Consider the following 22,989-nt stretch of genomic DNA (forward strand, 5'->3'; position numbering starts at 1 on the left):
GACGTTCACCTCCAGCGCGGCCTCGACGACCGCGTGAAGTACATCCATCCCACCGAAATCGGTGGTAAGCCGATCGACCATGACGGCGTCGGCACCAGCATCCGGCATGTTCATCTCGCATCCATGTGGCCCCATGCCAGCAGAACCGTGCATATCGTATGCCGCTCATCTGCGCGGAGTCCCCGAAACCGTCAACGTGGTGTAGGCGCTCGATCGGTGGACCGGGAAGAAGCAGTACCGCACCAACCCACTACCTTTTCGATCTTGTCGTGCGGTTCCATCCTTGCCAGGCTTGTCCTGCGCCGGAAACTCAAATTCAGGGCCGACCGTTCCGGTGCTCAGCGCGACCGAAAACCTGTCCGTCCCCGTTGTTGTCACGGCGCTCGCCGTCTACCGGCTTGCTGCAGGAAATGTTGATGCCTACGTCGCTGACCGAAAACCAGTGGCTCGCATGCCTGGCTTCCCGTCCCCCAACACTCGACCGGAATGCCATCGGTGGGCTGCGATCGTCGACGCTCTGGTCGGGAACCTGCGCGAAGTCCGTCACCATCTGGCTCCCTCGAGCAGGCCACCGACCGGGACGAACAGATCCTGGCGCTGATCGAATCGCTCGCCTGGCTCAACCGACTACTCGACATACCGGCATCCCACGGACTCGAGACCGCAACCGGATAAACCTCACCCGAGTTTCCACTGTCACCGCTACTCGCTGCGGCGTCGAGGTTCCTGCTGCGGCAGGACCGGTGTGTCTGGGCGGAGGCCCCCGTCCAAGAGGAGGGTGATTCGCGTCCTGGATGTTTGTCCGATCCATGGAGAAACCGCCGGGGCTTCCGCCCCTCCATGAGGCCCCCGATCTCGCGTGCGTGGCTCGCGCTCCGCGTTGCACAGGTCGAAGAAAGGATTTCTCGTCGCATGCGAACACCCCGGCGGTGCGGGGATCGACCCTCGACTGGTGTGCAGGAGCGTTCCTCCCGCTCGATGGGTGCGGTCGCATGGTCGCGTCCCAGCCTCTGGTGTGTGCGCTGGTCCACTCCGGACGCAGCGTAGGTCGGAAGAACCTCGGGACAGGGGTCGGGCCCCACAAGTCCACGGGTGGATCCTCCCCGCGGGCGAGTCAAATCCTGAAGTCTCACCCGGCTCGTCGAAAACCCCTTGACGACAAGCCATCGCGCAAGGATTGTCGAAAATGGGCGCGGCAGTCCAGCGGTTCCCTCGCCCCGATCTCCGGAAAGTGAAGGGGGGCGGCATTGGCGAGAACCCATCTCCCTCTCCACGGCCTCCCACAGTCGAATCGACGTACACCTAGGGTTGATCTCAGGATGAGAGGATCCGTGCCTTCTCGGCCTCGAATTCGGCCTCGGTGAGTACGCCCTGCGCCTTCAACGCGGCGAGGTCTTTCAGAGCGGCGATCCGGTCCGTTCCACCCGGCGTCGCCTGGGCCGGTTGTGGTGGATGCTGCGCGTATTGGTCGTACTGTGCCTGTTCCTGTGCCATCCAGCGTTGGCCCTGTCGCCGGGAGACACGGTTGGACACGGCGGTGGCGGTACCGGCCACCACGGCGGTGCGGGCAACGCCGCGAAGCAGTCCGGGCATGGCAGACTCCTCGTGTACTCGACCTGTGTGTCGATTCCGATTTTGCTGTGTTATTTCAGTTTTCCGTTTCGGCGGCGTCCAGGGACGCCAGGATGCTCTGCACCGGGATGCGGCCCGAGGCGACGAGCTGGGCGCCGGTCACGGCGCAACGCCCGCGCAAACGGGGCGACCCAGGTGTTCTCGTATACGAGCACGGCCGCTGAGCAGCCCGGTTCCAGCGCAGCCCCGGCTTCAACGAAGTCCGTCTCGTCGAGCAGACCCGAGGCGGCCTCCGCGAAGAGAGTCACGTCGATCTCACCTTCGAGTCCGACGTCGGCGATGTCGATGCCGGCGACGGAGCCGCCCGGGGCCTTGCGGACGAACGCCAGGTCCAGTACACGGATGAGGCCGCGCTCGACGAGGTCACGCAGCAGCGGGAGCGCCGACCCGTCGGGCGGACGGTCGGCAGGGGATTCGATGACGAGATAGTCGACCGGACCCATCTCGTCGATGTCGGAATCGGTCACCAGTGGCCTCGTTTCAGTGACAGGAACTGTTTTCGGTGGCAGTGCGAGCAGATCGCACGGCGCTGCGTCCCAAGTGGTAGTGACGCCGACTGCGAAAACGACGCAGCCGTCCACCGCAGGCCGACGATAACTCCCCCACCCCTGCGCGCATCCCTTTTTCGGGCAGCCGGATTGCTGCCACCTCGTTGTCGGACGAGGACAACGGAGGCGTGATCGCTCCGATACCGAGAACGAGCCGAAAGTCCCTGCGATAAGGACGCGACCGAGCGCACACTTGCCCCAGTCAGGTCCGTTGACAAAGGGAGACGACCGTGTCACAGAATGTACGTACCGACCACGAAGACATGTCCGTCAAACAGGGCATCGCCGCGGGAACCTCGATCGGGGCCGCAATCATCATGGCCACCATCGGGATTCTCCAGTTCTTCCAGGGTATTGCGGCCGTCGCCGAGGACGAGCTGTTCGTGCAAGGCCAGGAGTACACGTTCAAGTTCGACTTCACCACATGGGGATGGATCCACATCGTCTTCGGGGTGGTGATGGTTGTGGTGGGCATCGCCTTGATCACCGGCGCGACGTGGGCGCGGGTGGCGGCGATCGTCATCGCGGCGCTGTCGATCCTGGCGAACTTCATGTGGCTGCCGTACTACCCGTGGTGGTCGATCCTGATCATCGCGCTCGACGTGGTGGTCATCTGGGCGGTCTCGACCTGGAATCCCAAGGCCGAGTACTACTGACCCGCGCGACGCCGCCGGACCGCCCACCGCGGTGGTCCGGCGACAGTCCCTGTTGTATTCATCAGTTGCGGAAGGGACGACGCCGAGATGACGGCAGAGACCAGCCCGGGCGGCGCAGACACGAACGGCCGGCTCGACAGCGACGAGCGCGCCGAGCTGGAACGACTGCGTGCCGAGGTCGCCGCGCTGCGGGAACGGACGACGGCCGAGGCGACGGCACCTGCACCGACTCCGCCGCGCCCACCACGTCCACCGCGGCACGGGTGGCGGTGGGCCGCGGTCGCGCTGCTGACCTTCCTGGTCGCCGTGCTGGCGATCACCTCGGTGGTCTCGCGATTCGTGCGCAGCGAGATCCTCGACACCGACCGCTACGTGACCACGGTCGCGCCGCTGGCCTCCGACGCGGCGCTGCAAACCCAGATCGCGAACTCCATCACCGACGAGATCTTCGCTCGCGTCGACGTCGAAGGGCTGACCACCGACGCCCTGACCGCCCTGACCGACGCGGTCCCGGCCACCGCGAACGCTCCTCGCGTCGACCGCGCGGTCGAAGGTCTGGCTCCGGTCATCACCGGTCAGGCCCGCAGCTTCGTCAACCAGACGGTGCTCTCCCTCGTGCGCAGCGACCAGTTCGAGGACCTGTGGATTCAGGCCAACCGCGCCGCACACACCGCGCTGGTGGCGGTGGTGACCGGCAACGTCGGCCCGTCCTCGGTCACCGTCGACGAGTCCGGCACGGTCAGTATCTCGCTCGGCACCGTGATCGACAACGTCAAGGCCCGGTTGCTCGACCGCGGCTTCACCTTCGCCGAGAAAATCCCCTCCGTCGACAAGCAGTTCGTGCTGTTCCGGTCCCCGGATCTGGTCCGGGCCCAACGCGCGGTGAACACCCTCGACAACGCCGCGGACGTGCTGCCGTGGCTCACCATCGCCGCCGCGGCCGCCGCGGTCGCCGTCGCGCCCCCGGGCCGGCGCCGCCGCGCGCTGGCCTTCGTCGGCGTTGCGCTGGCGGTGGGCATGCTGGTGCTGGCGATCGCGCTCCTTGTCGCTCGGGCACAGTATCTCAATCAGGTGCCCCCGGAGGTGTTGTCCCCGGATGCGGCCACCGCGATCGTCGACACGGTGCTGGTGCCGCTGCGGGCCGCGCTGCGCGCGGTGGCTGTGCTCGGGGTGGTCGTCGCGCTCGGGGCCTATCTGACCGGCGGTTCGGCCTCGGCCGTGGCGGTGCGCCGCGGCTTCGGCCGGGGCCTCGACGCGGTACAACGTGCACGCCACCCCCGGGCGCCGAATCAGCTTGAGGAGTGGGCCTTCCACGCCCGCACCGTGCTGCGGGCGACGATCATCGGGATCGCCGCGCTGCTGTTGATGTTCTGGCGCTACCCCACCGGCCTGGTCGTGGTGTGGATCGTGCTCGGCGCGCTGTTGGCCCTGCTCGTCCTGGAACTGGTGATCCGGCCCGCCCGCACCCACCCCGAGTCACCGCCCCCGCCAGAGCCGGAAGCGAGCCTGCCCGAGAACACGACAACCGGTCCCCCGGCACCCCGTTCGGAGGGGAGGTAAACGCCGTGACCGACCGCACCCACCCCGTAGCCCGAGACCCTCGTCCCCTGCCGGGCGAGGACGAGATGCTGCAGATCGAATCGGTCGTCGCCCGACTCGTCGCCCGCTTCCCCACTGTGCCACCCCTCGACATCGATCTCGCCGTGCGGACCGCCGAAAAACGGTTCGCCGACGCGACGATCCGCGCCTTCGTTCCCCTGCTGATCGAAAAAGCGGTCCGCCGCACCCTCGGTGACAGCTCCCGCGAACCCGGAACCGAACCAGGGTAGCTGGGCAGTACGGCGCACACCGTCGGTCCGCAGCGTAGGTGGCACTACAGGCCGCTTTCGGTGGATATCCAGGACATGCGGCCGGGGGTCGTAGGTCGCGTCCACGACCACCACCCCGGAGGTGCGGTCGTTGCAGGCATGCTCGACCGCGTTGGCCAGAGCCTCGTACACCGCCACGAGCACATCGGCGCGACCGTCCTCGTCGAGCCGACCCCAGCGCAGCCAACTACTCGAGGCGTGCCGCAGCTACCGTCAGCTCCGAGGCCAGAGCCGGCAGCTGCTGATGCCAGCACACGGTGGAGTTCAGGGACGGATCGAGTGGAGGTCGGTGCATGAGCCGTTTCCGAGCCAGGCCTTCGCGACCTTCGTGCGCTCGGTGCACACCGGACCCGACGAGGGGGAACAACGATCCGCCAGGCTACTGGCAGGAGACCCGGGCCCGCGCCCCGGTGCCGACGAGCGCCACGGTACCGGGGCGGGACGCTCCGACTGGCCCGCCCCCTTCCCGCCCCCGGGGACGGACCGAACCGACGGGCACCGGCGTCCCTTTCTCGTCCCCGTTCCCGTCCTTGTCTCGGGGATAGTTCTGCGACGAATTCCGGAACAGGTGTTCGAATAACTCAAAATTTCCGTCTGGTGCGGATTTTGAAGGCCTACGCAGCGAACCCCCACCAGCCGCCCGTCGCCGCCCGGCGGCATACCCACGCGGAACCGTCGAAGGGCACGACCGAAACGTCGACACCGGTCACCCGCCGAGTCGGCGATCCCCTGCGCCTGAACCGAGGGTAGGGGCATCCCTCTGGTCAGCGTGGCTCGGCCGGGCCCGACGCTGGGGACGCGGCGCGGAGTTCGCGTTGTTCGGTGCGCAGTTCGTCGGCGCGTTCGCGGGGGGCGTCGACCTGGGCGCGGGCCGCGGCGGTCTCGGCGTAGGCGGCCGCGAGGTCGGCGCGCACGGCCTCGGTGCGCTCGCGCTCGGCGGCGGTGTCGGCGCGGGCGGCGGCCAGGTCGGCGTCGAGCCGGCCCACGGTGGCGGTGGCCTGGTCGGCGGTGGCGCGGAGCCGGGCGAGCTCATCTCGCTGCTCCCCGACGAGGTCCTCGAGGTCGGCGGTCCGCCGACGGTGCGCCGCCTCCGACTCCTCGAACCGGGTCGTCCACGCGTCAAGCGCGGCTGCGTGGTCGGCGCGCACGCGGTCGAGCTCCTCCTGGTGCTCGCGGCGGGCCGCGACGAGTTGTGCGGTGGCGCCGTCGGCCTGCGCGAGCGCGGCAGCCGCGGCCGCGTCGGCGTCCGCGCGCTCGTCCAGTGCGGCGTCGTGTTGCTCACGCAGCCGGGCGATCTCGGCTCCGGCGTCGGCGCGGACCTTGTCGGCGTCGGGCCGCACCCGACGGAGGTGCGCATCGAGCGCGGCGGGTCGGACAGCAGCGCGGTGGCCGCGGTGATCGACGCGGCCACCGCGCTCAGCCGCTCGAGGGCGGCCTGGGTTTCTGCCGCAGCAGCGGGACCTCCTCGGCCAGGGTGGATACGGCCGCCGCCGGATCGGTGGGGTTGCCGCCTCGAGCCGCTCGGCGCGGGCCGCCTCCTTCTGTCGTTGCCGCCACGCCCGGACCAAGTCCGCGTCCGAGGCGTACTCCGGCGCCGCCCTCCCCTGGTGCCCTCGGTCATCGCTCCGCCCTCCCGATCGCCTCCTGAGCCGTCGCCGGTCTTCGAGCACCTGGTGCAGATCGATATCGTGCGCGGTGGTCATCGCGTGGTCTTCCTCGAGTGACTTTGGACGGTCTCTCCGAGAATCACGCGATGGCCGCTTCCGTTCGCTTTACGACACGCCGGCCGTATCGTCCAGGTCCGGTTCGTACATATAGATGATGGATACAACCACCGAAGGACGGGGAGGCACCCGACCAGGTCGCGATCGAGCAGAACGCCCGGATACACAGGTGACCGGCCGCGAACACCGAAAGTCGAGGTAAGCAAGGTGCCGGCTCCGCTGGTGACCCTCGGTATCGGCGCTGTGGTGGCGTACGCCAAGGCCCGGCGGCATCTCACCCTGGTCGTGGATCCCGATCGTGCGGATCCCTCGCGTCACTTCTGGGTGTTCAAGGTCGCCATACTACTGGTGCTCGTAGCGATCACGTGGTGGTCGATCACGGCTGCTGCGCCGCAGCTCGGCTCCCTGCTACCGGGCCTTGTCATAGTGCCCCACCATGGCCCCTCCCCGGGGGAGCTGCTCGCCGGACGGGCGGTGGCGGGTGAGGTGGCCCGTAAGCGAGTTCGACAGGTACACCGACCATTCGCGTCAGGATTCGGCTTTCTTGAAATTCCGTCCGGTTCGTATTCAGTCGGGTAGGGCCACTTCCCTGCCGTATGTCAGCGGCGATCGCCCAAGAACTCGGCCCGGCCGGCGAGAAAGCCGCGCTTGTTTTCCGCGGCTGCGTCCTCGTCCGCCCGGGTCCCCGCGCTCGTCGGCGGAACCGTCAGCCGAGGAACACCGCGACCTGGTCCACCAGATCGAGCAACGGCTGCGGGAAGACGCCGAGCGCGACGGTCACCACCGCTCCGCCGGCAATCGTGACGGTCGTCAACACGCTGGGCGCCACGACCGTGGGGGCGTCGCGGTCCGGCTCGTCGAAGAACATCAGCACGATGACGCGCACGTAGAAGTACGCCGCGACGGCGCTGCTGACCACGCCGACGATCACGAGCGGAACGGCGCCGCCACCCGCCGCCGCCCCGAACACGGCGAACTTGCTGACAAACCCGCTGGTGAGCGGGATGCCGGCGAACGCGAGCAGGAACAGGGCGAACACCGCGCCGACGAGCGGAGAGCGCCGGCCGAGACCCGCCCAGCGGGACAGATGGGTCGCCTCCCCGAGGTCGTCGCGGACCAGGGTCACGACGGCGAATGCACCGAGGGTGCTGAACCCGTAAGCGAACAGGTAGAACATCGTCGACGCCAGCCCGGCCCGGTCGGCGGCGATCAGCCCGGTGAGGATGAAGCCGGCGTGGGCGACCGACGAGTAGGCCAGCATCCGTTTGACGTCGTTCTGCGTCACCGCCAGCACCGAACCCACCACCATCGTCAGGATCGCCACACCCCACAGCAGGGGACGCCAGTCGTCGCGCAGTCCGGGTAGCGCCACGTAGAACACGCGCAGCATCGCGCCGAACGCCGCGATCTTGGTGGCCGCCGCCATGAAGGCGGTGATCGGTGTGGGCGCTCCCTGATAGACGTCAGGGACCCAGGAATGGAACGGCACCGCTCCGATCTTGAACAGCAGACCCACCGCGAGCATCGCCGCACCGATCACCACCAGCGCGTCGCCGTCCGCGCGGACGGCGACGGCGTCGGCGATACCCGCCAGGCCCACGGTCCCTGCGTAGCCGTACAGCAGCGCCACCCCGAACAGGAAGAAGGCCGAGGAGAAGGCGCCGAGCAGGAAGTACTTCAGGGCCGCCTCCTGGGAGAGCAGGCGCTGCCGACGGGCCAGGCCGCACAGCAGGTACAGGGGCAGCGACAGGACCTCGAGCGCGATGAACATGGTGAGCAGGTCGTTCGCGGCCGGGAACAGCAGCATCCCCCCGACCGCGAACAGCACCAGCGGGAACACCTCGGTCTGGGAGATCCCCTGCGCGGCGGCCTCGCGCTCGGCGACGCTGCCCGGCACCACGGAGGCCTGCGGGGCGAACGCGTCGGCACCGCCGCGCCCGGTGGCCACCGCCGCGCCGGGTCCCTCCGGCACGGCACCCCGAGGGTTCGGCTCGATGCCGCGCTCGGCGACGAGCAGCACCGCGAGGATCGAGACGAGCAGGATGGTGCCCTGCAGGAACAAGGTGGGTCCGTCGACCGCGACGGCGTCGACCGCGGCGGTGTACCCGGGCGCGGCGCCGGCGGCGAAGTCCAGGCCCGCGGCGAGGACGACGACCGCCACGAACGCGGCACCGAGTCCACCGAGCGCGAGCAGCAGCTGGCTCGCGTACCGGCCGCGGCGGGGAACGAACGCCTCGACGAGCACCGCGGCCACGGCCACCCCGAACACGATCAGCATGGGAGAGAGCGGGCCGTATTCCAGGTCGGGAGCCGGAATCGCCTGCGCGAGAACGAGGGTGCCGTCCAAGGAAGTCACCGGTGCGTCCCTCCGTGTGTGTCGGTGCCGAGCCCGCCCGCGACGGGTTCGGGCGGGACGGGCGGCACCGGATCGGGCCGGTCGACCGTGACCAGGACCTGGTCGACCGCTGGGGTGATCACGTCGAGGGCGGGCTTGGGGTAGAGGCCCAGGACGAGGAGCAACGCGATGAGCGGCACCACGACGGCGAGTTCGCGGGGCACCAGGTCGCGCACGTGCTCGTTGCCGTCGGTGACCGGTCCGGTCATCATGCGCTGGTAGAGCCACAGCACGTAGATCGCCGACAGCACGAGCGCGAGCACCGCGCACACGGCGGCGACCTGGTAGCGCGGATAGGTGCCGACCAGCACCAGGAATTCGCTGACAAACGGCGCCAGGCCGGGCAGGGACAGCGTCGCCAGTCCCGCTACGAGGAACGTGCCGGCCAGGACGGGGGCGACCTTGCGGACGCCTCCGTACGCAGCGATGGCACGGGATCCGCGTCGGGAGACGAGGAACCCGGCGATCAGGAACAGCGCCGCGGTGGAGATGCCGTGGTTGACCATGTACAGCGTCGAACCGGCCTGGCCCTGGCTGGTCATCGCGAAGATACCGAGGATGATGAACCCGAAGTGCGAGATCGAGGTGTAGGCGATCAGCCGCATCACGTCCGTCTGGCCGATCGCGACCGCCGCACCGTAGACGATGCCGATCACCGCGAGCGTGACGATCACGGGCGCGAAGTACACCGACGACTCGGGGAAGAGCTGCAGGCAGTAGCGCAGCATGCCGAACGTGCCGACCTTGTCGACCACGGCCATCATCAGCACCGCTCCGGCGGGCGTGGCCTGCACCGCGGCGCCGGGCAGCCAGGTGTGGAACGGCCACAGCGGCGCCTTCACCGCGAAGGCGAACATGAAGCCGAGGAACAGCGCGTGGAGCACCACGGCGTCGGCACCGAGACCACCGTCGGTGACGACGGCGACGATCTCCCGGAAGTCGAAGGTGCCGGCGCCCTGCCGGGCGGTGACCACGTACAGTCCGATCACCGCGGCCAGCATGATCAGCCCACCGAACAGGTTGTAGAGCAGGAATTTCACCGCCGCGCGGGAGCGACGGCCCCGGTCTCCGAGCCGGTCCCCGAAGCCTCCGATGAGGAAGTACATCGGGATGAGCATCGCCTCGAAGAAGATGTAGAACAGCAGCACGTCGAGCGCGATGAACGAGATCAGCACCATCGCCTCGACCGAGAGCATCAACGCCATGTACAGGTGTGTGGTTCGCCGAGGCGTGGATGGTCCAGCGGCGCCGGCGGGCTCGACCGGTGTCGCGTCGTTCCAACCGGCCAGCATGAGCAGCGGGAGCAGCATCGCGGTGAGCAGCACCAGCACGAGTGCGATGCCGTCCACACCCAGCGTGTACCGGGTGCCCAGGGCCGGGATCCACGGGTGCGATTCGACGAACTGATACTGCTCGCCCGCCGGGTCGAATCCGACCGCCAGCACGCACGCCAGCACGAGCACCACGGCCGCGACCGCGAGCGCGGTGCCTTTGGCGAGGCTCCGCATGCGGGCGGGAATCGCCAGTACGACGACGGCGCCGACGAGCGGCACCACCCACAGGGTCGTCAACCAGGGAAAGTTGCCCACTACAGCCTCCCCAGCATCATCGCCGCGACCACGACGGCCGCGCCTGCCAACATGGACAAGCCGTAGGACCGCACGAACCCGGTCTGCAGGTGCCGCATCCGGGCAGAGAGGGCGCCGACCGTGGCCGAGATCCCGTCGACCGTCCCGTCGACGGCCTTGTCGTCGACGGTCACCAGGGTCGCGGTCAGCGACCGTCCGGGCCGCATGAACACCGCCTCGTTGACGGCGTCGCCGTAGAGATCCCGGCGGGCGGCGACGGTCAACGCCGACACGTCGGCGGGGGCGGCGTCGGGGATGTCGCGCCGGGCGTACTGCCGGTAGGCCACCGCGACACCGGTGAGCACGACGGCGAGGGTGAGGGCGGTGATCACCCACACCGGAAGCAGGTGTTCGATCTCCGCGGTCCCCACCACCGGTTCGAGCCAGTCCTGCAGCGCCCCACCGAGGCTGAGTGCAGCACCGGCGCCGACCGAGCCGAGGGCGAGCAGGATCATAGGCCCCGTCATCACGGCGGGCGACTCGTGGGGGTGGACGTCGGCCGCCCAGCGACGCCTGCCGAAGAAGGTCATCAGCATCACCCGCGTCATGTAGAACGCGGTGATGCCGGCCCCGAGCAGGGCGGCCGCGCCGAGGACGATCCCTTCCGCACCGCCGGCGCCGAACGCCGCTTCGATGATCTTGTCCTTGGAGAAGAATCCGGCGAACGGCGGGATGCCGATGATCGCGAGGTAGCCGAGACCGAAGGTGACGAACGTGATCGGCATGACGGTGCGCAGGCCGCCGTAGTGCCGCATGTTCACCTCGTCGTTCATCCCGTGCATCACCGATCCGGCCCCGAGGAACAGTCCGGCCTTGAAGAAGCCGTGGGTGAGCAGGTGCATGATCGCGAAGGCGTATCCGGCGGGACCGAGGCCGGCGGCGAGGACCATGTAGCCGATCTGGCTCATGGTCGAGGCGGCGAGTGCCTTCTTGATGTCGTCCTTGGCGCACCCGATGACGGCTCCGAACAGCAGGGTCACCGCGCCGACGATCACCACGGCGAGTTGGGCGGTGGGGGCGAGGTCGAAGAGCACGTCGGACCGGACGATGAGGTAGACGCCCGCAGTGACCATGGTGGCGGCGTGGATCAGGGCCGACACCGGTGTCGGGCCCTCCATCGCGTCACCGAGCCAGGACTGCAGGGGCACCTGGGCGGACTTGCCGCATGCGGCGAGCAGCAGCACGAGGCCGAGTGCGGTGAGCACGCCGTCGCTCGCCGCGTCGGCGCCGGCGAAGACGTCGTCGAACGTCACGGACCCGAACGTCGCGAACATGATCATCATGGCGACGGCCAGGCCCATGTCGCCGACACGGTTGACGACGAAAGCCTTCTTCGCGGCCGTCGCAGCGGACGGCTTGTACTGCCAGAACCCGATGAGCAGGTACGAGGCGAGACCGACGCCTTCCCAGCCCACGTACAGGCCGAAATAGTTGTCGGCGAGGACGAGCAGCAACATCGCCGCGAGGAAGAGGTTGAGGTAGGCGAAGAACAATCGGCGTCCGGGAGCGGAGCCTGCGGAGCGACCCGACGTACCCGCAGCGGAACCCGCGGAGCGACCCGACGTACCCGCAGCAGAGCCCGTGGAGCGACCGGAGGGGTCCGGGCCGTGCGCCATGTACCCGACGGAGTAGATGTGGATGAGCGAGCCGACGCCGGTGATCAGCAGCACGAAGCACATCGACAGCTGGTCGAGCTGGAGACCGAAGTCGATCTGGAGGTTCGCAACCGGCACCCACTGGAAGAGGTCCTGGTTCACGGCTCGGTCGGCGGTGTCGCGGCCGAGCATGTCGACGAAGAGGGCGAGGCCGAGTGCAAACGAGGCCAGTGCTGTCGCGCAGCCGAGCAGGTGTCCCCATGTGTCGCTGCGCCGGCCGGTCAGCAGCAGTACGACCGCGCCGAACAGCGGCAGCGCGGGCAGCAGCCAGACCGTCGACGAGATCCCGTTCATGCCGGTCCGCCCGTCGGGGCGCCGGCTGTCGTCTCGGACACGGTCGTCTCGGGCACAGTCTCCTCCTCGTGCGTGGGCGGACGGGTGTCGTCCGGGGGCGTCAGTACTTCAGGAGGTTGGCGTCGTCGACGGAAACCGAACGCCGGGAACGAAAGATGGTCATGATGATCGCGAGGCCGACGACGACCTCGGCGGCGGCCACGACCATGGTGAAGAACGCGATGACCTGGCCGTCGAGATTGCCGTGCATGCGCGCGAAGGTGACGAACGCCAGGTTCGCAGCGTTGAGCATCAGCTCGATGCACATGAACACGACGATCGCGTTGCGGCGCAGCAGGACTCCGGCCGCGCCGATGGTGAACAACAGGGCGGACAGGTACAGGTAGTTCTCGGGGTTCACCGCGATCCCTCCTCACCGGACGAACCACCGCGCGGTGCGTCGCTCTCACGCGGTCGGGCGTCGTCGTCGACGGTCACGGCCCGCTGCCGGAGCACCTCGCTGACCGACAGGTCCGAGTACGATCCGTCGGGCAGTCGGGCCGGCACGTCGACCGCGTTGTGACGGGCGTAGACGCCGGGACTCGGCAGCGGGGTGGCGCGGCCACCGGCGCGGAAGCGTTCCTGCGACAGTTCCCGCTGGGTCTTGCGCAGCCCGAACCGTTCCCGATGAGCCAGGACCATGGCGCCGATCGTGGCGGTGATCAGCAGGGCACCGGTGAGTTCGAACGCCCAGACATACCGCACGAAGATCAGCTCGGCCAGGCCGGTGATGTTGCCTGCGGCGTTCGCGGCGTCGAGGCCGGCGAACTCGGAGACGGCGGCGTTACCGAGACCACCGACGAGCAGCAGGCCGAATCCGAGTCCGGCCGCGATCGCGGCGACCCGCTGGCCGCGCAGCGTCTCGACGAGCGAGTCGGAGGAGTCGACGCCGACGAGCATGACCACGAACAGGAACAGCATCATCACCGCCCCCGTGTAGACCACGATCTGCACGACCCCGAGGAACAACGCATCCTGGGCGATGTAGAACACCGCGAGGGTGATCATGGTGACTGCGAGGAACATCGCCGAGTACACGGCCTTGGACGCGGCGACGACGCCGAGTGCGCCGAGCACCGCGAACGTTCCGAGTATCCAGAACAGCACGGCCTCGCCGGTGGATGTGCGGGTGACGGCCTCGGCCGCCAGCAGGGCCGGCGTCATCGGGTCCATCGAGACCACTCCCCTCGCCGCCGGTCAGGCCATAGCCGCTCACGCCACATCGCGACCGCCTCGCGGCTGCGTCGGTTCCCGGTCGGGCGCGACGGTTTCGTCCCCCGGCCCGGTAGCGGCCGTGGTGGTGCCGGGCGCGGCCTCGGTCACCGCGCCGCGGTAGTAGTCCTCGTCCGTCGTGCCCGGGTACATGTCGTGGGGTGGAGCCACCATGCCGGGCCCGAGCGGGGCGAGCAGCCTGGTCTTGTCGTAGATCAGGTCGGTCCGGTTGTCGTCGGCCATCTCGTATTCGTTGGTCATGGTCAACGCCCGCGTCGGGCAGGCCTCGATGCACAGACCGCACCCGATGCAGCGCAGGTAGTTGATCTGGTAGACGCGTCCGTAGCGCTCGCCCGGCGAGTATCGCTCGGCGTCGGTGTTGTCCGCGCCCTCGACGTAGATCGCGTCGGCCGGGCACGCCCAGGCACACAGCTCGCACCCGATGCACTTCTCGAGCCCGTCGGGGTGGCGGTTGAGCTGGTGGCGGCCGTGGTAGCGCGGCGCGGTCGGTTCCTTCTGTTCGGGGTAGCGCTCGGTCTGGGCCTTGTCGAACATCGCCCGGAAGGTAACTCCGAATCCCGCTACGGGATCGAGGAAGTCAGGCATCGCGATTCTCCTCGGTGGTCGGATCGACACGGCGACCGCCCTCGGCGGCTGCGGCGACGGGGGTGCGCCGACGACGCGGCGACAACGTCTGGCCGGGCATCGGCGGGACGGGGAAGCCGCCGGCCATCGGGTCGAACGGCTGCTCGGTTGCCGCAGCGACCGCCGCGCCGCCGGGGGTGCCGGTGGGACGGAGACGACCGGCGTTCATGCGGTTCCACAGCAGCGAGGGCACTGCCAGGGCGACGACCACGCCGGCCGCGGCGAGGACGATCTGCCACCGGTCCAGGCCCTCCAGACGCAGGACACGGATCACGGCGACAACCATGATCCAGCCGAGCGCCACCGGGATCAGCACCTTCCAGCCCAGGTTCATGAACTGGTCGTAGCGCAGCCGCGGCAACGTGCCGCGCAGCCAGATGAACAGGAACAGGAATCCCCACACCTTGAGGACGAACCACAGCAGCGGCACCCAGCCGGAGTTCGCGCCCTCCCACATGTTCAGCGGCCACGGTGCGCGCCAGCCGCCGAGGAACAGGGTGGTGGCCAGCGCCGAGACCGTCACCATGTTGACGTATTCGGCGAGCATGAACATCGCGAACTTCAGCGACGAGTACTCGGTGTGGAAGCCGCCGACGAGTTCGCCCTCGGCCTCGGGCAGGTCGAACGGTGCCCGGTTCGTCTCGCCGACCATGGACGTGACGTAGATGAGGAACGAGGGCAGGAGCAGGAAGACGTACCAGGTGCCGTCCTGGGCGGCGACGATGCCGGAGGTGGACAGCGTGCCCGACAGCAGGAAGACGGCGGCGAACGAGAGCGCCATGGCGATCTCGTACGAGATCACCTGGGCCGTCGAGCGCAGACCGCCCAGCAGCGGGTACGTGGACCCGGATGCCCAGCCGGCGAGCACGATGCCGTAGACGCCGATGGATGTCGCCGCGAGGATGTACAGCACGGCCACCGGCAGGTCGGTCAATTGCAGCGGGGTGTCGTGGCCGAACACCGAAACCACGGGCCCGAGCGGGATGACGGCGAACGCCATCAGCGCGGGCACCGTCGCGATGATCGGCGCGAGGACGTAGATGGGTTTGTCCACCCCCGCGGGAACGATGCCTTCCTTCAGCGCGAGTTTGACGCCGTCGGCGAGGCTCTGCAGCAACCCCCGGGGCCCCACCCGGTTCGGTCCGACGCGCATCTGCATGCGCGCCAGAATCTTTCGTTCCACCAGGATGGCGACCAGCACCGTCAACACCAGGAAGGCGAAGACGGCCACCGCCTTGCCGACGACCAGCCACCACGGATCCTGACCGAACGCGGCCGGATCGGGGTATCCGGACTGCGCCGACAGGACACCCGGTCCCGGAACCGCCGCGGCGCCGAACAGCGCGACCTCACTCATCGGCCACCCCCTGCGACGAGTGCTCCGCCCGGCCGATCCGGACGATGTCGCCCGCGGACGCGGCCAGCTGCCGGTGCACCGCGGACCCCGGCGAGTTGAGGGGCAGCCACACGACCCGGTCCGGCATGTCGGTGACCGCCAGGGGCAACGTGATCGAGCCGCGGTCCGTCGCGACGGTCACCGGGTCGCCGTCGCCTGCCGAGATCTCGGCGGCGGTGGCGGCGGACAGGCGGGCGACCGGCTGCCGGGCGGTCCCGGCGAGATGCGGTTCGCCGTCCTGCATCCGTCCGCGGTCGAGGAGCATCCGCCATCCCGCGAGTACCGCCTCACCGGTGCCGGGTGCCGGCGTGCCCTGCGGCGCGACGTCCGGTGGACCGGCGGCTTCGCCGTCCCAGGGCCCCAGCGCGACGAGCTCGTCGACGCCGGCCGCGGCGTCGGCGAGCCCGAGACGGACTCCCATCTCGTCGGCGATCGCGCCGAGGACCCGCTGGTCGGGCAGGGCGCCGGTATTGCGCAATGCGGCGGCGAAGGGGCGCTCCCGGCCCTCCCAATCGAGGAACGTGCCGGGTTTTTCCACCGCAGGCGCGACGGGGAAGACGACGTCGGCTCGCTCGGTGATCGCGCTGCGCCGCAGTTCGAGGCTGACGACGAAGCCGGCGGCGGCGACCGCGGCGACGGCGGCGTGCGGATCCGGCAGATCGTCGACGTCCACCCCGCCGATCACCAGGGCCCCGAGGGTGCCCGAGGCCGCGTCGGCGAGGATCTGTCCGGTGTCCCGGCCGCCGGACGGTGGCAGGTCCGGCACGCCCCACACGGCGGCGACCTGTCGTCGGGCGTCGGCGTCGGTGACGGGGCGGGCGCCGGGCAGAAGTCCCGGCAGGGCCCCGGCCTCGAGCGCACCGCGTTCCCCGGCCCGGCGCGGGATCCACGCCAGCCGCGCGCCGGTGTCGTCGGCGAGCCGGCCGGCGGCGGTCAATGCGCCCGGGATTGCCGCCGCCCGCTCCCCCACCAGGATGACCGCCCCGGGCCGGCTCAGGAGTTCGGCAGTCTCCGCGACCTCGCGGTCGCCCGGCCGGGCGCCGAGGCGGAGCATGTCGAGCAGGTCCGGCTCGGTGCCGGGAACGGCCCGCAGGAGCCGTCCGCGCAGCTTCGTCAGGCCGCGGCTCGCGAACGGTGCGATCGCGGACACCACCAGTCCTTGCTTGCGGACCGCTCTGCGCAGTCTCAGGAACACGATCGGCGACTCGTCCTCGGGTTCGAATCCGACGAGCAGGACCGCGGGGGCGTGGTCGAGGTCGTCGTAGGTCACGGCTCCGGCGCCGGGCCAGCGCCCGGCGACCCGGGCGGCGAGGAACTGTGCTTCCTCCGCGGAATGCGGACGCGACCGGAAGTCGATGTCGTTGGTGTCGAGGACGAGCCGGGTGAACTTGCTGTAGGCGTACGCATCCTCGACGGTGACGCGGCCGCCGACGAGCACCCCGGTACGGCCGCGCGCGGCGGTCAGGCCGCGGGCGGCGACGCGCAGGGCGTCACGCCAGGAGGCGGGGGTGAGCGTGCCGTCGTCGCCCCGCACCAGCGGGGTGGTGAGGCGATCGGGCTGGGTGGCGTAGGTGAAGGCCCAGCGGCCCTTGTCGCAGTTCCATTCCTCGTTGACCTGCGGGTCGTCGCCGGCCAGCCGGCGCAGCACCGTGCCGCGCCGGTGGTCGGTGCGTTGGGCGCAGCCGCTGGCGCAGTGTTCGCACACGCTCGGGCTCGACACCAGGTCGAAGGGCCGGGCGCGGAACCGGTAGGCCGCTCCGGTGAGTGCGCCGACCGGGCAGATCTGCACGGTGTTGCCGGAGAAGTACGACTCGAACGGTTCCTTCTCGTAGATGCCGACCTGCTGCAGGGCACCCCGTTCCATCAGTTCGATGAAGGGGTCGCCGGCGATCTGCTGGGAGAACCGCGTGCACCGGGCGCAGAGCACGCATCGTTCGCGGTCCAGGAGGATCTGCGCGGAGAGCGAGATCGGTTTGGGGAACGTGCGTTTGGTCTCGGTGAACCGGGACTCGGCGCGGCCGTTCGACATGGCCTGGTTCTGCAGGGGGCATTCGCCGCCCTTGTCGCAGACCGGGCAGTCCAGCGGATGGTTGATCAGCAGCAGCTCCATCACGCCCTTCTGCGCCTTGTCCGCCACCGGCGAGGTCAGCTGCGTGTGCACGACCATTCCGTCCGTGACCGGGGTCGTGCAGGAGGCGACGGGTTTGCGTTGGCCTTCCACGTCGACGAGGCACTGGCGGCAGGCGCCGACGGGTTCGAGCAGCGGGTGGTCGCAGAAGCGGGGAATCTGGACGCCGAGCAGTTCCGCGGCGCGGATGACGAGGGTGCCTTTCGGGACGCCGATCTCGACGCCATCGACGACGACGGTGACCAGGTCCGGTGCGGGCGGCAAGCCTGTGGTGTCCTGGTTGGTGTGGACGCTCATCGGGCACCTCCGTCGTCGGGTCGGTTCGCGCCGGCCCCGGCCATGACGGTGGACAGGTGCGGGTCGAACGGGCAGCCGCCTTGCTCGAAGTGCGCCAGGTACTCGTCGCGGAAGTACCGGATCGAGGACGTGACGGGGCTCGTCGCCCCGTCGCCGAGTGCGCAGAACGACCTGCCGAGGATGTTGTCGGAGAGGTCGAGCAGGGTGTCCAGGTCCGTTCCGGTTCCCTCGCCGCGCTCGAGCCGTCGCAGGATCTGCACGAGCCAGTAGGTGCCTTCGCGGCAGGGGGTGCACTTGCCGCAGGACTCGTGCGCGTAGAACTCGCTCCAGCGCAGCACCGCGCGCACCACGCAGGTGGTGTCGTCGAAGATCTGCAGCGCCTTGGTGCCCAGCATGGATCCGGCGGCGGCGACCCCCTCGTAGTCGAGGGGGACGTCGAGGTGCTCGTCGGTGAACAGCGGCGTCGACGACCCGCCGGGAGTCCAGAACTTGAGTCGGTGCCCGGCCCGGACACCGCCCGCGTAGTCGAGCAACTCCCGCAGGGTGACGCCCAGGGGCGCCTCGTACTGGCCGGGTGTCGTCACGTGACCGGACAGGGAGTACAGCGTGAAGCCCGAGGACTTCTCGGTGCCCATGGAGCGGAACCATTCGATCCCGTTGTGGAGGATCGACGGCACGCTCGCGATCGACTCGACGTTGTTGACGACGGTCGGGCGTGCGTACAGCCCTGCGACAGCGGGGAACGGCGGCCGTAGCCGGGGCTGGCCGCGCCGGCCCTCGAGGGAGTCCAGGAGCGCGGTCTCCTCCCCGCAGATGTAGGCCCCGGCCCCGGCGTGGACGACGAGGTCGAGATCGTAGCCGCTGCCGAGGATGTCGCGGCCGAGGAAGCCGGCGGCGTAGGCCTCGGCAACGGCGGCCTGCAGTCGGCGCAGCACCGGCACCACCTCGCCGCGGACGTAGACGAAGGCGTGCGCGGCGCGGATGGCGTACGCGGCGATGACTGCGCCCTCCACGAGGGTGTGCGGGGTGGCCAGCAGCAGGGGCATGTCCTTGCAGGTGCCCGGTTCGGATTCGTCGGCGTTGACCACGAGGTAGTGCGGGTTGTCGTCGCCCTGGGGGATGAAACTCCACTTGACGCCGGTGGCGAAGCCGGCGCCGCCGCGACCGCGCAGACCCGCCTCCTTGACGGTGCCGATCACCTCGTCGGGGTGCATGCGCAGCGCCTTGCGCAGGCCTTCGTATCCGTCGTGGCGGAGGTAGGTGTCGAGGGTCCAGGATTCGGGTTCGTCCCAGTACCGGCTCAGGACAGGGGTCAACGCCACGTCAGCCTCCCTCGGGTCGGGGCCCGGCGGCCGGGTCGGGGCCGGAGGGGTGGTCCGGCTCCGGGGCCCGCATGCCCCGTTCCCGGGCGATGCGCAGGCCGGCGAGCGATGCTGCTCCTGCGCTGCCGCCCGCCGCGACGGCGCCGGGCCGCTCGTCCGGGAACCCGGCGAGGATGCGGGCGGTCTGCCGGAAGGTGCACAGCGGCGCGCCCCGGGTGGGGGTGACGGGCCGGCCGGCGCGCAGGTCGTCGACGAGCGCACGCGCCGAGTCCGGGGTCTGGTGGTCGAAGAACTCCCAGTTGACCATCACGACGGGCGCGAAGTCGCAGGCCGCGTTGCACTCGAGGCGCTCGAGGGTGACGGAGCCGGCACTCTCGTCGCGCGCGTCCGGTGGGGTGTCCGAGCCCGGGTCCGAGTCGGTGCCGGCCGCGGGGCCCTGCCCGAGGTGCTGTTGCAGCGCTTCGAGTATTTCGTCGCCGCCCATGATCGCGCACAAGGTGTTGGTGCAGACACCGACGAGGTAGTCGCCGGTGGGCTCACGCCGGTACATGGAGTAGAACGTGGCGACCGCGCCGACCTCGGCACCGGTCAGTCCGAGCCGGCCGGCGCAGAACTCGACGCCCGCGGGGGTGAGGTAGCCGTCCTCGGACTGCACCAGGTGCAGCAGCGGCAGCAGGGCCGAGCGCGGCTGGGGGTAGCGACCGACGATCTCGTCGGCGTCGGCCTCGAGGCGGGCGCGGACGTCCGGGGGGTAGTGCTCGCGGGCGCCGGGCCGCGCCAGGCGGGACGGTTCGTCGGGGCGGACGCCGAACGGGATGAGCACCGGCCCCGAGGCCGGGTCCGGGTCGATCGCTACTTGCGGCTGCTGCGTCAACGGTCCACTCCCCCCATCACGGGATCGATGCTGGCGACCGCGGCGATGACGTCGGCGACCATGCCGCCCTCGCACATCGCGGACACCGCTTGCAGGTTCGTGAAGGACGGATCCCGGAAGTGCACCCGGTAGGGCCGGGTGCCGCCGTCGCTGACCATGTGCACGCCCAGTTCCCCGCGGGGGGATTCGACGGCGGTGTACACCTGGCCGGGTGGGACGCGGAAGCCCTCGGTGACGAGCTTGAAGTGGTGGATCAGGCCCTCCATCGAGTTGCCCATGATCTTGCGGATGTGCTCCGGGGAGTTGCCGAGACCGTCCGCGGCGAGCGACAGGTCGGCCGGCCAGGCGATCTTCTTGTCCTCCACCATAACCGGGCCGGGACGCAGCCGGTCGAGGCACTGTTCGACGATCTTGATCGACTCCTTCATCTCGTCGATCCGGATCAGGTAGCGGCCGTAGGCGTCGCAACCGGTGTCGGTGCACACCTCGAACTCGTAGGTGTCGTAGCCGCAGTACGGTTGTGCCTTGCGCAGGTCGTGCGGCAGGCCGGTCGAGCGCAGCACGGGTCCGGTGATGCCGAGGGCCATGCACCCGGTCAGGTCGAGGTAGCCGATCCCCTGGGTGCGGGCTTTCCAGATGTGGTTCTCGTTGAGCAGGTTCTCCATGTCCCGCAGTCGCCGTGGCAACAGCCCGAGCAGGTCGCGGATCTTCTCGACCGCCCCGTCCGGCAGGTCCTGGGCGAGTCCGCCGGGACGGATGTAGGCGTGATTCATGCGCAGACCGGTGATCGTCTCGAACACGTCGAGGATCAGTTCGCGCTCGCGGAAGCCGAGGAACATGGCGGTCATCGCACCGAGTTCCATGCCGCCGGTGGCGAGGGCGACCAGGTGCGAGGAGATCCGGTTGAGTTCCATGAGCAGCACGCGCACGACGGTGGCTCGCTCGGGGATCGCCTCGGTGATGTCGAGCAGCTGCTCGACGCCGAGACAGTAGGCGGTCTCGTTGAAGAACGGCGACAGGTAGTCCATCCGGGTGACGAACGTGACGCCCTGGGTCCAGGTGCGGTATTCGAGGTTCTTCTCGATGCCGGTGTGCAGGTAGCCGATTCCGCAGCGCGCCTCGGTGACGGTCTCGCCTTCGATCTCGAGCACGAGCCGCAATACCCCGTGGGTCGAGGGGTGCTGCGGTCCCATGTTGACGACGATGCGTTCGTCGCCGCGGTCCGCGGCCGCGGCGCGGGCGGCCTCGACGACGCTGTCCCAGTCCTCGCCGACGACGGTGTGGACCGGTCCTTCGGTGATGTCGGTCATCAGGTGTACGCCCTCCGCTCGTCGGGCGGTGGGATCTCCGCTCCGTGGTACTCGACGGGGATGCCGCCGAGCGGATAGTCCTTGCGCTGCGGATGCCCCGACCAGTCGTCGGGCATCTCGATTCGGGTCAGGGAGGGGTGCCCGTCGAACACGATCCCGAAGAAGTCGTAGGTCTCGCGCTCGTGCCAGTCGTTGGTCGGATACACCCCGTACAGCGACGGGATGTGAGGATCGGCATCCGGGGCCGACACCTCGAGCCGGATGCGGCGGTTGTGGGTGATCGACATGAGCGGGTACACCGCGTGCAGTTCGCGGCCGGTGTCCTGCGGGTAGTGCACCCCGTCGACGCCGAGGCACAGTTCGAAGCGCAGGTCCGGGTCGTCGCGCAGGCGGCGGGCCACCTCGGGGAGGTGCTCACGCCGGACATGGAAGGTCAGTTCACCGCGGTGGACGACGACTTTTTCGATCGCGTCCTCGAATTCGGTCCCGGATTCGGCGACGGCGTCGCGCAGGGCGTCGGCGACGTCGTCGAAGTAGCCGCCGTACGGGCGTGGGGTGCCGCCGGGCAGGGTCACCGGGCGTACGAGCCGCCCGTAGCCGGAGGTGTCGCCGCTGCCGCGCACGCCGAACATGCCCTGGCGGACGCCGATCACCTCGGCGTCACCGGCGGGCTGCGCGGGCAGTGTTCCCTCGGGTCCGGTGGTGGCGGCCCGGTCCACCGGCAGCGAGGATCGTTCGTTGTCCGAGGGCGAGGTCATCGGGCCGACCCCCCGGGGGTGGGCAGCACGGGCCGGCCGGCGGCGAGGGCCGCTTCCTCGGCGGCCTGTACGGCCTTCTCCCGGTCCACGCCGAGCGGCATCTGCTGAATCTTCTCGTGCAGCATCAGGACGGCGTGCAGCAGCATCTCCGGCCGGGGTGGGCATCCGGGGAGGTAGATGTCGACCGGGACGACGTGGTCGACGCCCTGCACGATGGCGTAGTTGTTGAACATTCCGCCCGAGGAGGCGCACACCCCCATGGCCAGCACCCATTTCGGTTCGACCATCTGGTCGTAGACCTGCCGCAGCACCGGGGCCATCTTCTGGCTGACCCGGCCGGCGACGATCATGAGATCGGCCTGTCGCGGGGACGCCCGGAACGCCTCCATTCCGAACCGGGCGATGTCGAAGCGCGGCGACACGGTGGTCATCATCTCGATCGCGCAGCACGCGAGCCCGAAGGTCGCGGGCCACAGCGAACCCTTGCGCGCAAAACCGGCGAAGCTCTCCACCGTGCTCAGCAGAAAGCCGCTCGGCAACTTCTCCTCGAGACCCATGTCCGACTCTTATCACTTTCGGTCGGTGTTCGAATTCATTACGGCACAATC

Annotated in this window: 18 protein-coding genes and 2 pseudogenes; 3 read left to right on the plus strand and 17 right to left on the minus strand. The window is 69.4% G+C overall.

Annotation, left to right across the window (positions count from 1 at the left end; translation table 11 throughout):
* Positions 1-1,314: 1,314 nt before the first annotated feature.
* Both AC2IPW_RS13385 and AC2IPW_RS13390 read right to left on the minus strand, forming a co-directional pair.
* On the minus strand, positions 1,315-1,593 hold the full coding sequence (locus tag AC2IPW_RS13385; protein WP_416061172.1) for an SHOCT domain-containing protein: 279 nt from the start codon (positions 1,591-1,593) through the stop codon (positions 1,315-1,317).
* A gap of 55 nt (positions 1,594-1,648) precedes the next feature.
* Positions 1,649-2,099: pseudogene (locus tag AC2IPW_RS13390) on the minus strand (DUF6325 family protein).
* A gap of 311 nt (positions 2,100-2,410) precedes the next feature.
* On the opposite strand from AC2IPW_RS13390, the gene AC2IPW_RS13395 reads away from it, so the two are divergent.
* From AC2IPW_RS13395 to AC2IPW_RS13405, 3 genes are all read left to right on the plus strand, one after another.
* On the plus strand, positions 2,411-2,836 hold the full coding sequence (locus AC2IPW_RS13395; RefSeq protein WP_463366403.1) for a DUF7144 family membrane protein: 426 nt from the start codon (positions 2,411-2,413) through the stop codon (positions 2,834-2,836).
* An 87-nt stretch (positions 2,837-2,923) separates the two neighbouring features.
* Positions 2,924-4,396, plus strand: a complete 1,473-nt coding sequence (locus AC2IPW_RS13400) for a hypothetical protein (protein WP_416061173.1) — start codon at positions 2,924-2,926, stop codon at positions 4,394-4,396.
* A gap of 5 nt (positions 4,397-4,401) precedes the next feature.
* Positions 4,402-4,665, plus strand: coding sequence for a three-helix bundle dimerization domain-containing protein (locus AC2IPW_RS13405; protein ID WP_416061174.1), 264 nt, complete (start codon positions 4,402-4,404; stop codon positions 4,663-4,665).
* A 123-nt stretch (positions 4,666-4,788) separates the two neighbouring features.
* Here AC2IPW_RS13405 and AC2IPW_RS13410 read toward each other — a convergent pair.
* The 15 genes and pseudogenes from AC2IPW_RS13410 to AC2IPW_RS13480 form a co-directional block, all read right to left on the minus strand.
* A pseudogene (locus tag AC2IPW_RS13410) lies at positions 4,789-4,848 on the minus strand (ATP-binding protein); the annotation flags it as partial.
* A 620-nt stretch (positions 4,849-5,468) separates the two neighbouring features.
* Entirely contained in the window at positions 5,469-6,044 is a 576-nt protein-coding gene (locus AC2IPW_RS13415; RefSeq protein ID WP_486375018.1) for a hypothetical protein, read from the minus strand.
* A 1,090-nt stretch (positions 6,045-7,134) separates the two neighbouring features.
* Positions 7,135-8,706 carry an NADH-quinone oxidoreductase subunit NuoN gene (nuoN, locus tag AC2IPW_RS13420; protein WP_416063672.1) on the minus strand — a complete coding sequence of 524 codons (1,572 nt, stop codon included), beginning with the start codon at positions 8,704-8,706 and terminating at the stop codon, positions 7,135-7,137.
* Between the two features lie 74 nt (positions 8,707-8,780).
* A complete protein-coding gene (locus AC2IPW_RS13425; protein WP_486375019.1) occupies positions 8,781-10,412 on the minus strand; it encodes an NADH-quinone oxidoreductase subunit M in 1,632 nt (543 codons plus the stop codon).
* Entirely contained in the window at positions 10,412-12,400 is a 1,989-nt protein-coding gene (gene nuoL / locus AC2IPW_RS13430) for an NADH-quinone oxidoreductase subunit L (protein WP_486375020.1), read from the minus strand. The genes AC2IPW_RS13425 and nuoL overlap by 1 nt, the downstream gene beginning before the upstream one ends.
* A 100-nt stretch (positions 12,401-12,500) precedes the next feature.
* Positions 12,501-12,800, minus strand: coding sequence for an NADH-quinone oxidoreductase subunit NuoK (gene nuoK / locus AC2IPW_RS13435; protein WP_003937937.1), 300 nt, complete (start codon positions 12,798-12,800; stop codon positions 12,501-12,503).
* On the minus strand, positions 12,797-13,603 hold the full coding sequence (locus tag AC2IPW_RS13440) for an NADH-quinone oxidoreductase subunit J (RefSeq protein WP_486377004.1): 807 nt from the start codon (positions 13,601-13,603) through the stop codon (positions 12,797-12,799). The genes nuoK and AC2IPW_RS13440 overlap by 4 nt, the downstream gene beginning before the upstream one ends.
* A 48-nt stretch (positions 13,604-13,651) precedes the next feature.
* Positions 13,652-14,257, minus strand: a complete 606-nt coding sequence (gene nuoI, locus AC2IPW_RS13445) for an NADH-quinone oxidoreductase subunit NuoI (RefSeq protein ID WP_486375021.1) — start codon at positions 14,255-14,257, stop codon at positions 13,652-13,654.
* Positions 14,250-15,653 (minus strand): NADH-quinone oxidoreductase subunit NuoH, encoded by a 1,404-nt coding sequence (nuoH, locus tag AC2IPW_RS13450; protein ID WP_486375022.1) that lies wholly within the window; start codon positions 15,651-15,653, stop codon positions 14,250-14,252. Before nuoH ends, nuoI begins: the two co-directional genes overlap by 8 nt.
* Positions 15,646-18,117 (minus strand): NADH-quinone oxidoreductase subunit G, encoded by a 2,472-nt coding sequence (locus tag AC2IPW_RS13455; RefSeq protein ID WP_486375023.1) that lies wholly within the window; start codon positions 18,115-18,117, stop codon positions 15,646-15,648. The genes nuoH and AC2IPW_RS13455 overlap by 8 nt, the downstream gene beginning before the upstream one ends.
* Positions 18,114-19,439, minus strand: coding sequence for an NADH-quinone oxidoreductase subunit NuoF (gene nuoF, locus AC2IPW_RS13460; RefSeq protein WP_486375024.1), 1,326 nt, complete (start codon positions 19,437-19,439; stop codon positions 18,114-18,116). The genes AC2IPW_RS13455 and nuoF overlap by 4 nt, the downstream gene beginning before the upstream one ends.
* A gap of 1 nt (position 19,440) precedes the next feature.
* Positions 19,441-20,313, minus strand: coding sequence for an NADH-quinone oxidoreductase subunit NuoE (gene nuoE, locus AC2IPW_RS13465; RefSeq protein ID WP_486375025.1), 873 nt, complete (start codon positions 20,311-20,313; stop codon positions 19,441-19,443).
* Positions 20,310-21,623 carry an NADH dehydrogenase (quinone) subunit D gene (gene nuoD / locus AC2IPW_RS13470; RefSeq protein WP_003937930.1) on the minus strand — a complete coding sequence of 438 codons (1,314 nt, stop codon included), beginning with the start codon at positions 21,621-21,623 and terminating at the stop codon, positions 20,310-20,312. The genes nuoE and nuoD overlap by 4 nt, the downstream gene beginning before the upstream one ends.
* Positions 21,623-22,381, minus strand: coding sequence for an NADH-quinone oxidoreductase subunit C (locus AC2IPW_RS13475; RefSeq protein ID WP_193788826.1), 759 nt, complete (start codon positions 22,379-22,381; stop codon positions 21,623-21,625). The genes nuoD and AC2IPW_RS13475 overlap by 1 nt, the downstream gene beginning before the upstream one ends.
* Positions 22,378-22,938 (minus strand): NuoB/complex I 20 kDa subunit family protein, encoded by a 561-nt coding sequence (locus tag AC2IPW_RS13480; protein ID WP_003937928.1) that lies wholly within the window; start codon positions 22,936-22,938, stop codon positions 22,378-22,380. The genes AC2IPW_RS13475 and AC2IPW_RS13480 overlap by 4 nt, the downstream gene beginning before the upstream one ends.
* Between the last annotated feature and the right edge of the window lie 51 nt (positions 22,939-22,989).

Source organism: Rhodococcus sp. NS-SX18 (genome assembly GCF_057367935.1).

Coding starts and splice junctions, on each gene's coding strand:
- AC2IPW_RS13385 (WP_416061172.1), bottom strand. CDS start 1,593: ATGCCCGGACTGCTTCGCGGCGTTGCCCGCACCGCCGTGGTGGCCGGT.
- AC2IPW_RS13400 (WP_416061173.1), top strand. CDS start 2,924: ATGACGGCAGAGACCAGCCCGGGCGGCGCAGACACGAACGGCCGGCTC.
- nuoN (WP_416063672.1), bottom strand. CDS start 8,706: ATGCTGATCGTGTTCGGGGTGGCCGTGGCCGCGGTGCTCGTCGAGGCG.
- nuoL (WP_486375020.1), bottom strand. CDS start 12,400: ATGAACGGGATCTCGTCGACGGTCTGGCTGCTGCCCGCGCTGCCGCTG.
- AC2IPW_RS13440 (WP_486377004.1), bottom strand. CDS start 13,603: ATGACGCCGGCCCTGCTGGCGGCCGAGGCCGTCACCCGCACATCCACC.
- nuoI (WP_486375021.1), bottom strand. CDS start 14,257: ATGCCTGACTTCCTCGATCCCGTAGCGGGATTCGGAGTTACCTTCCGG.
- nuoH (WP_486375022.1), bottom strand. CDS start 15,653: ATGAGTGAGGTCGCGCTGTTCGGCGCCGCGGCGGTTCCGGGACCGGGT.
- AC2IPW_RS13455 (WP_486375023.1), bottom strand. CDS start 18,117: ATGAGCGTCCACACCAACCAGGACACCACAGGCTTGCCGCCCGCACCG.
- nuoD (WP_003937930.1), bottom strand. CDS start 21,623: ATGACCGACATCACCGAAGGACCGGTCCACACCGTCGTCGGCGAGGAC.
- AC2IPW_RS13475 (WP_193788826.1), bottom strand. CDS start 22,381: ATGACCTCGCCCTCGGACAACGAACGATCCTCGCTGCCGGTGGACCGG.
- AC2IPW_RS13480 (WP_003937928.1), bottom strand. CDS start 22,938: ATGGGTCTCGAGGAGAAGTTGCCGAGCGGCTTTCTGCTGAGCACGGTG.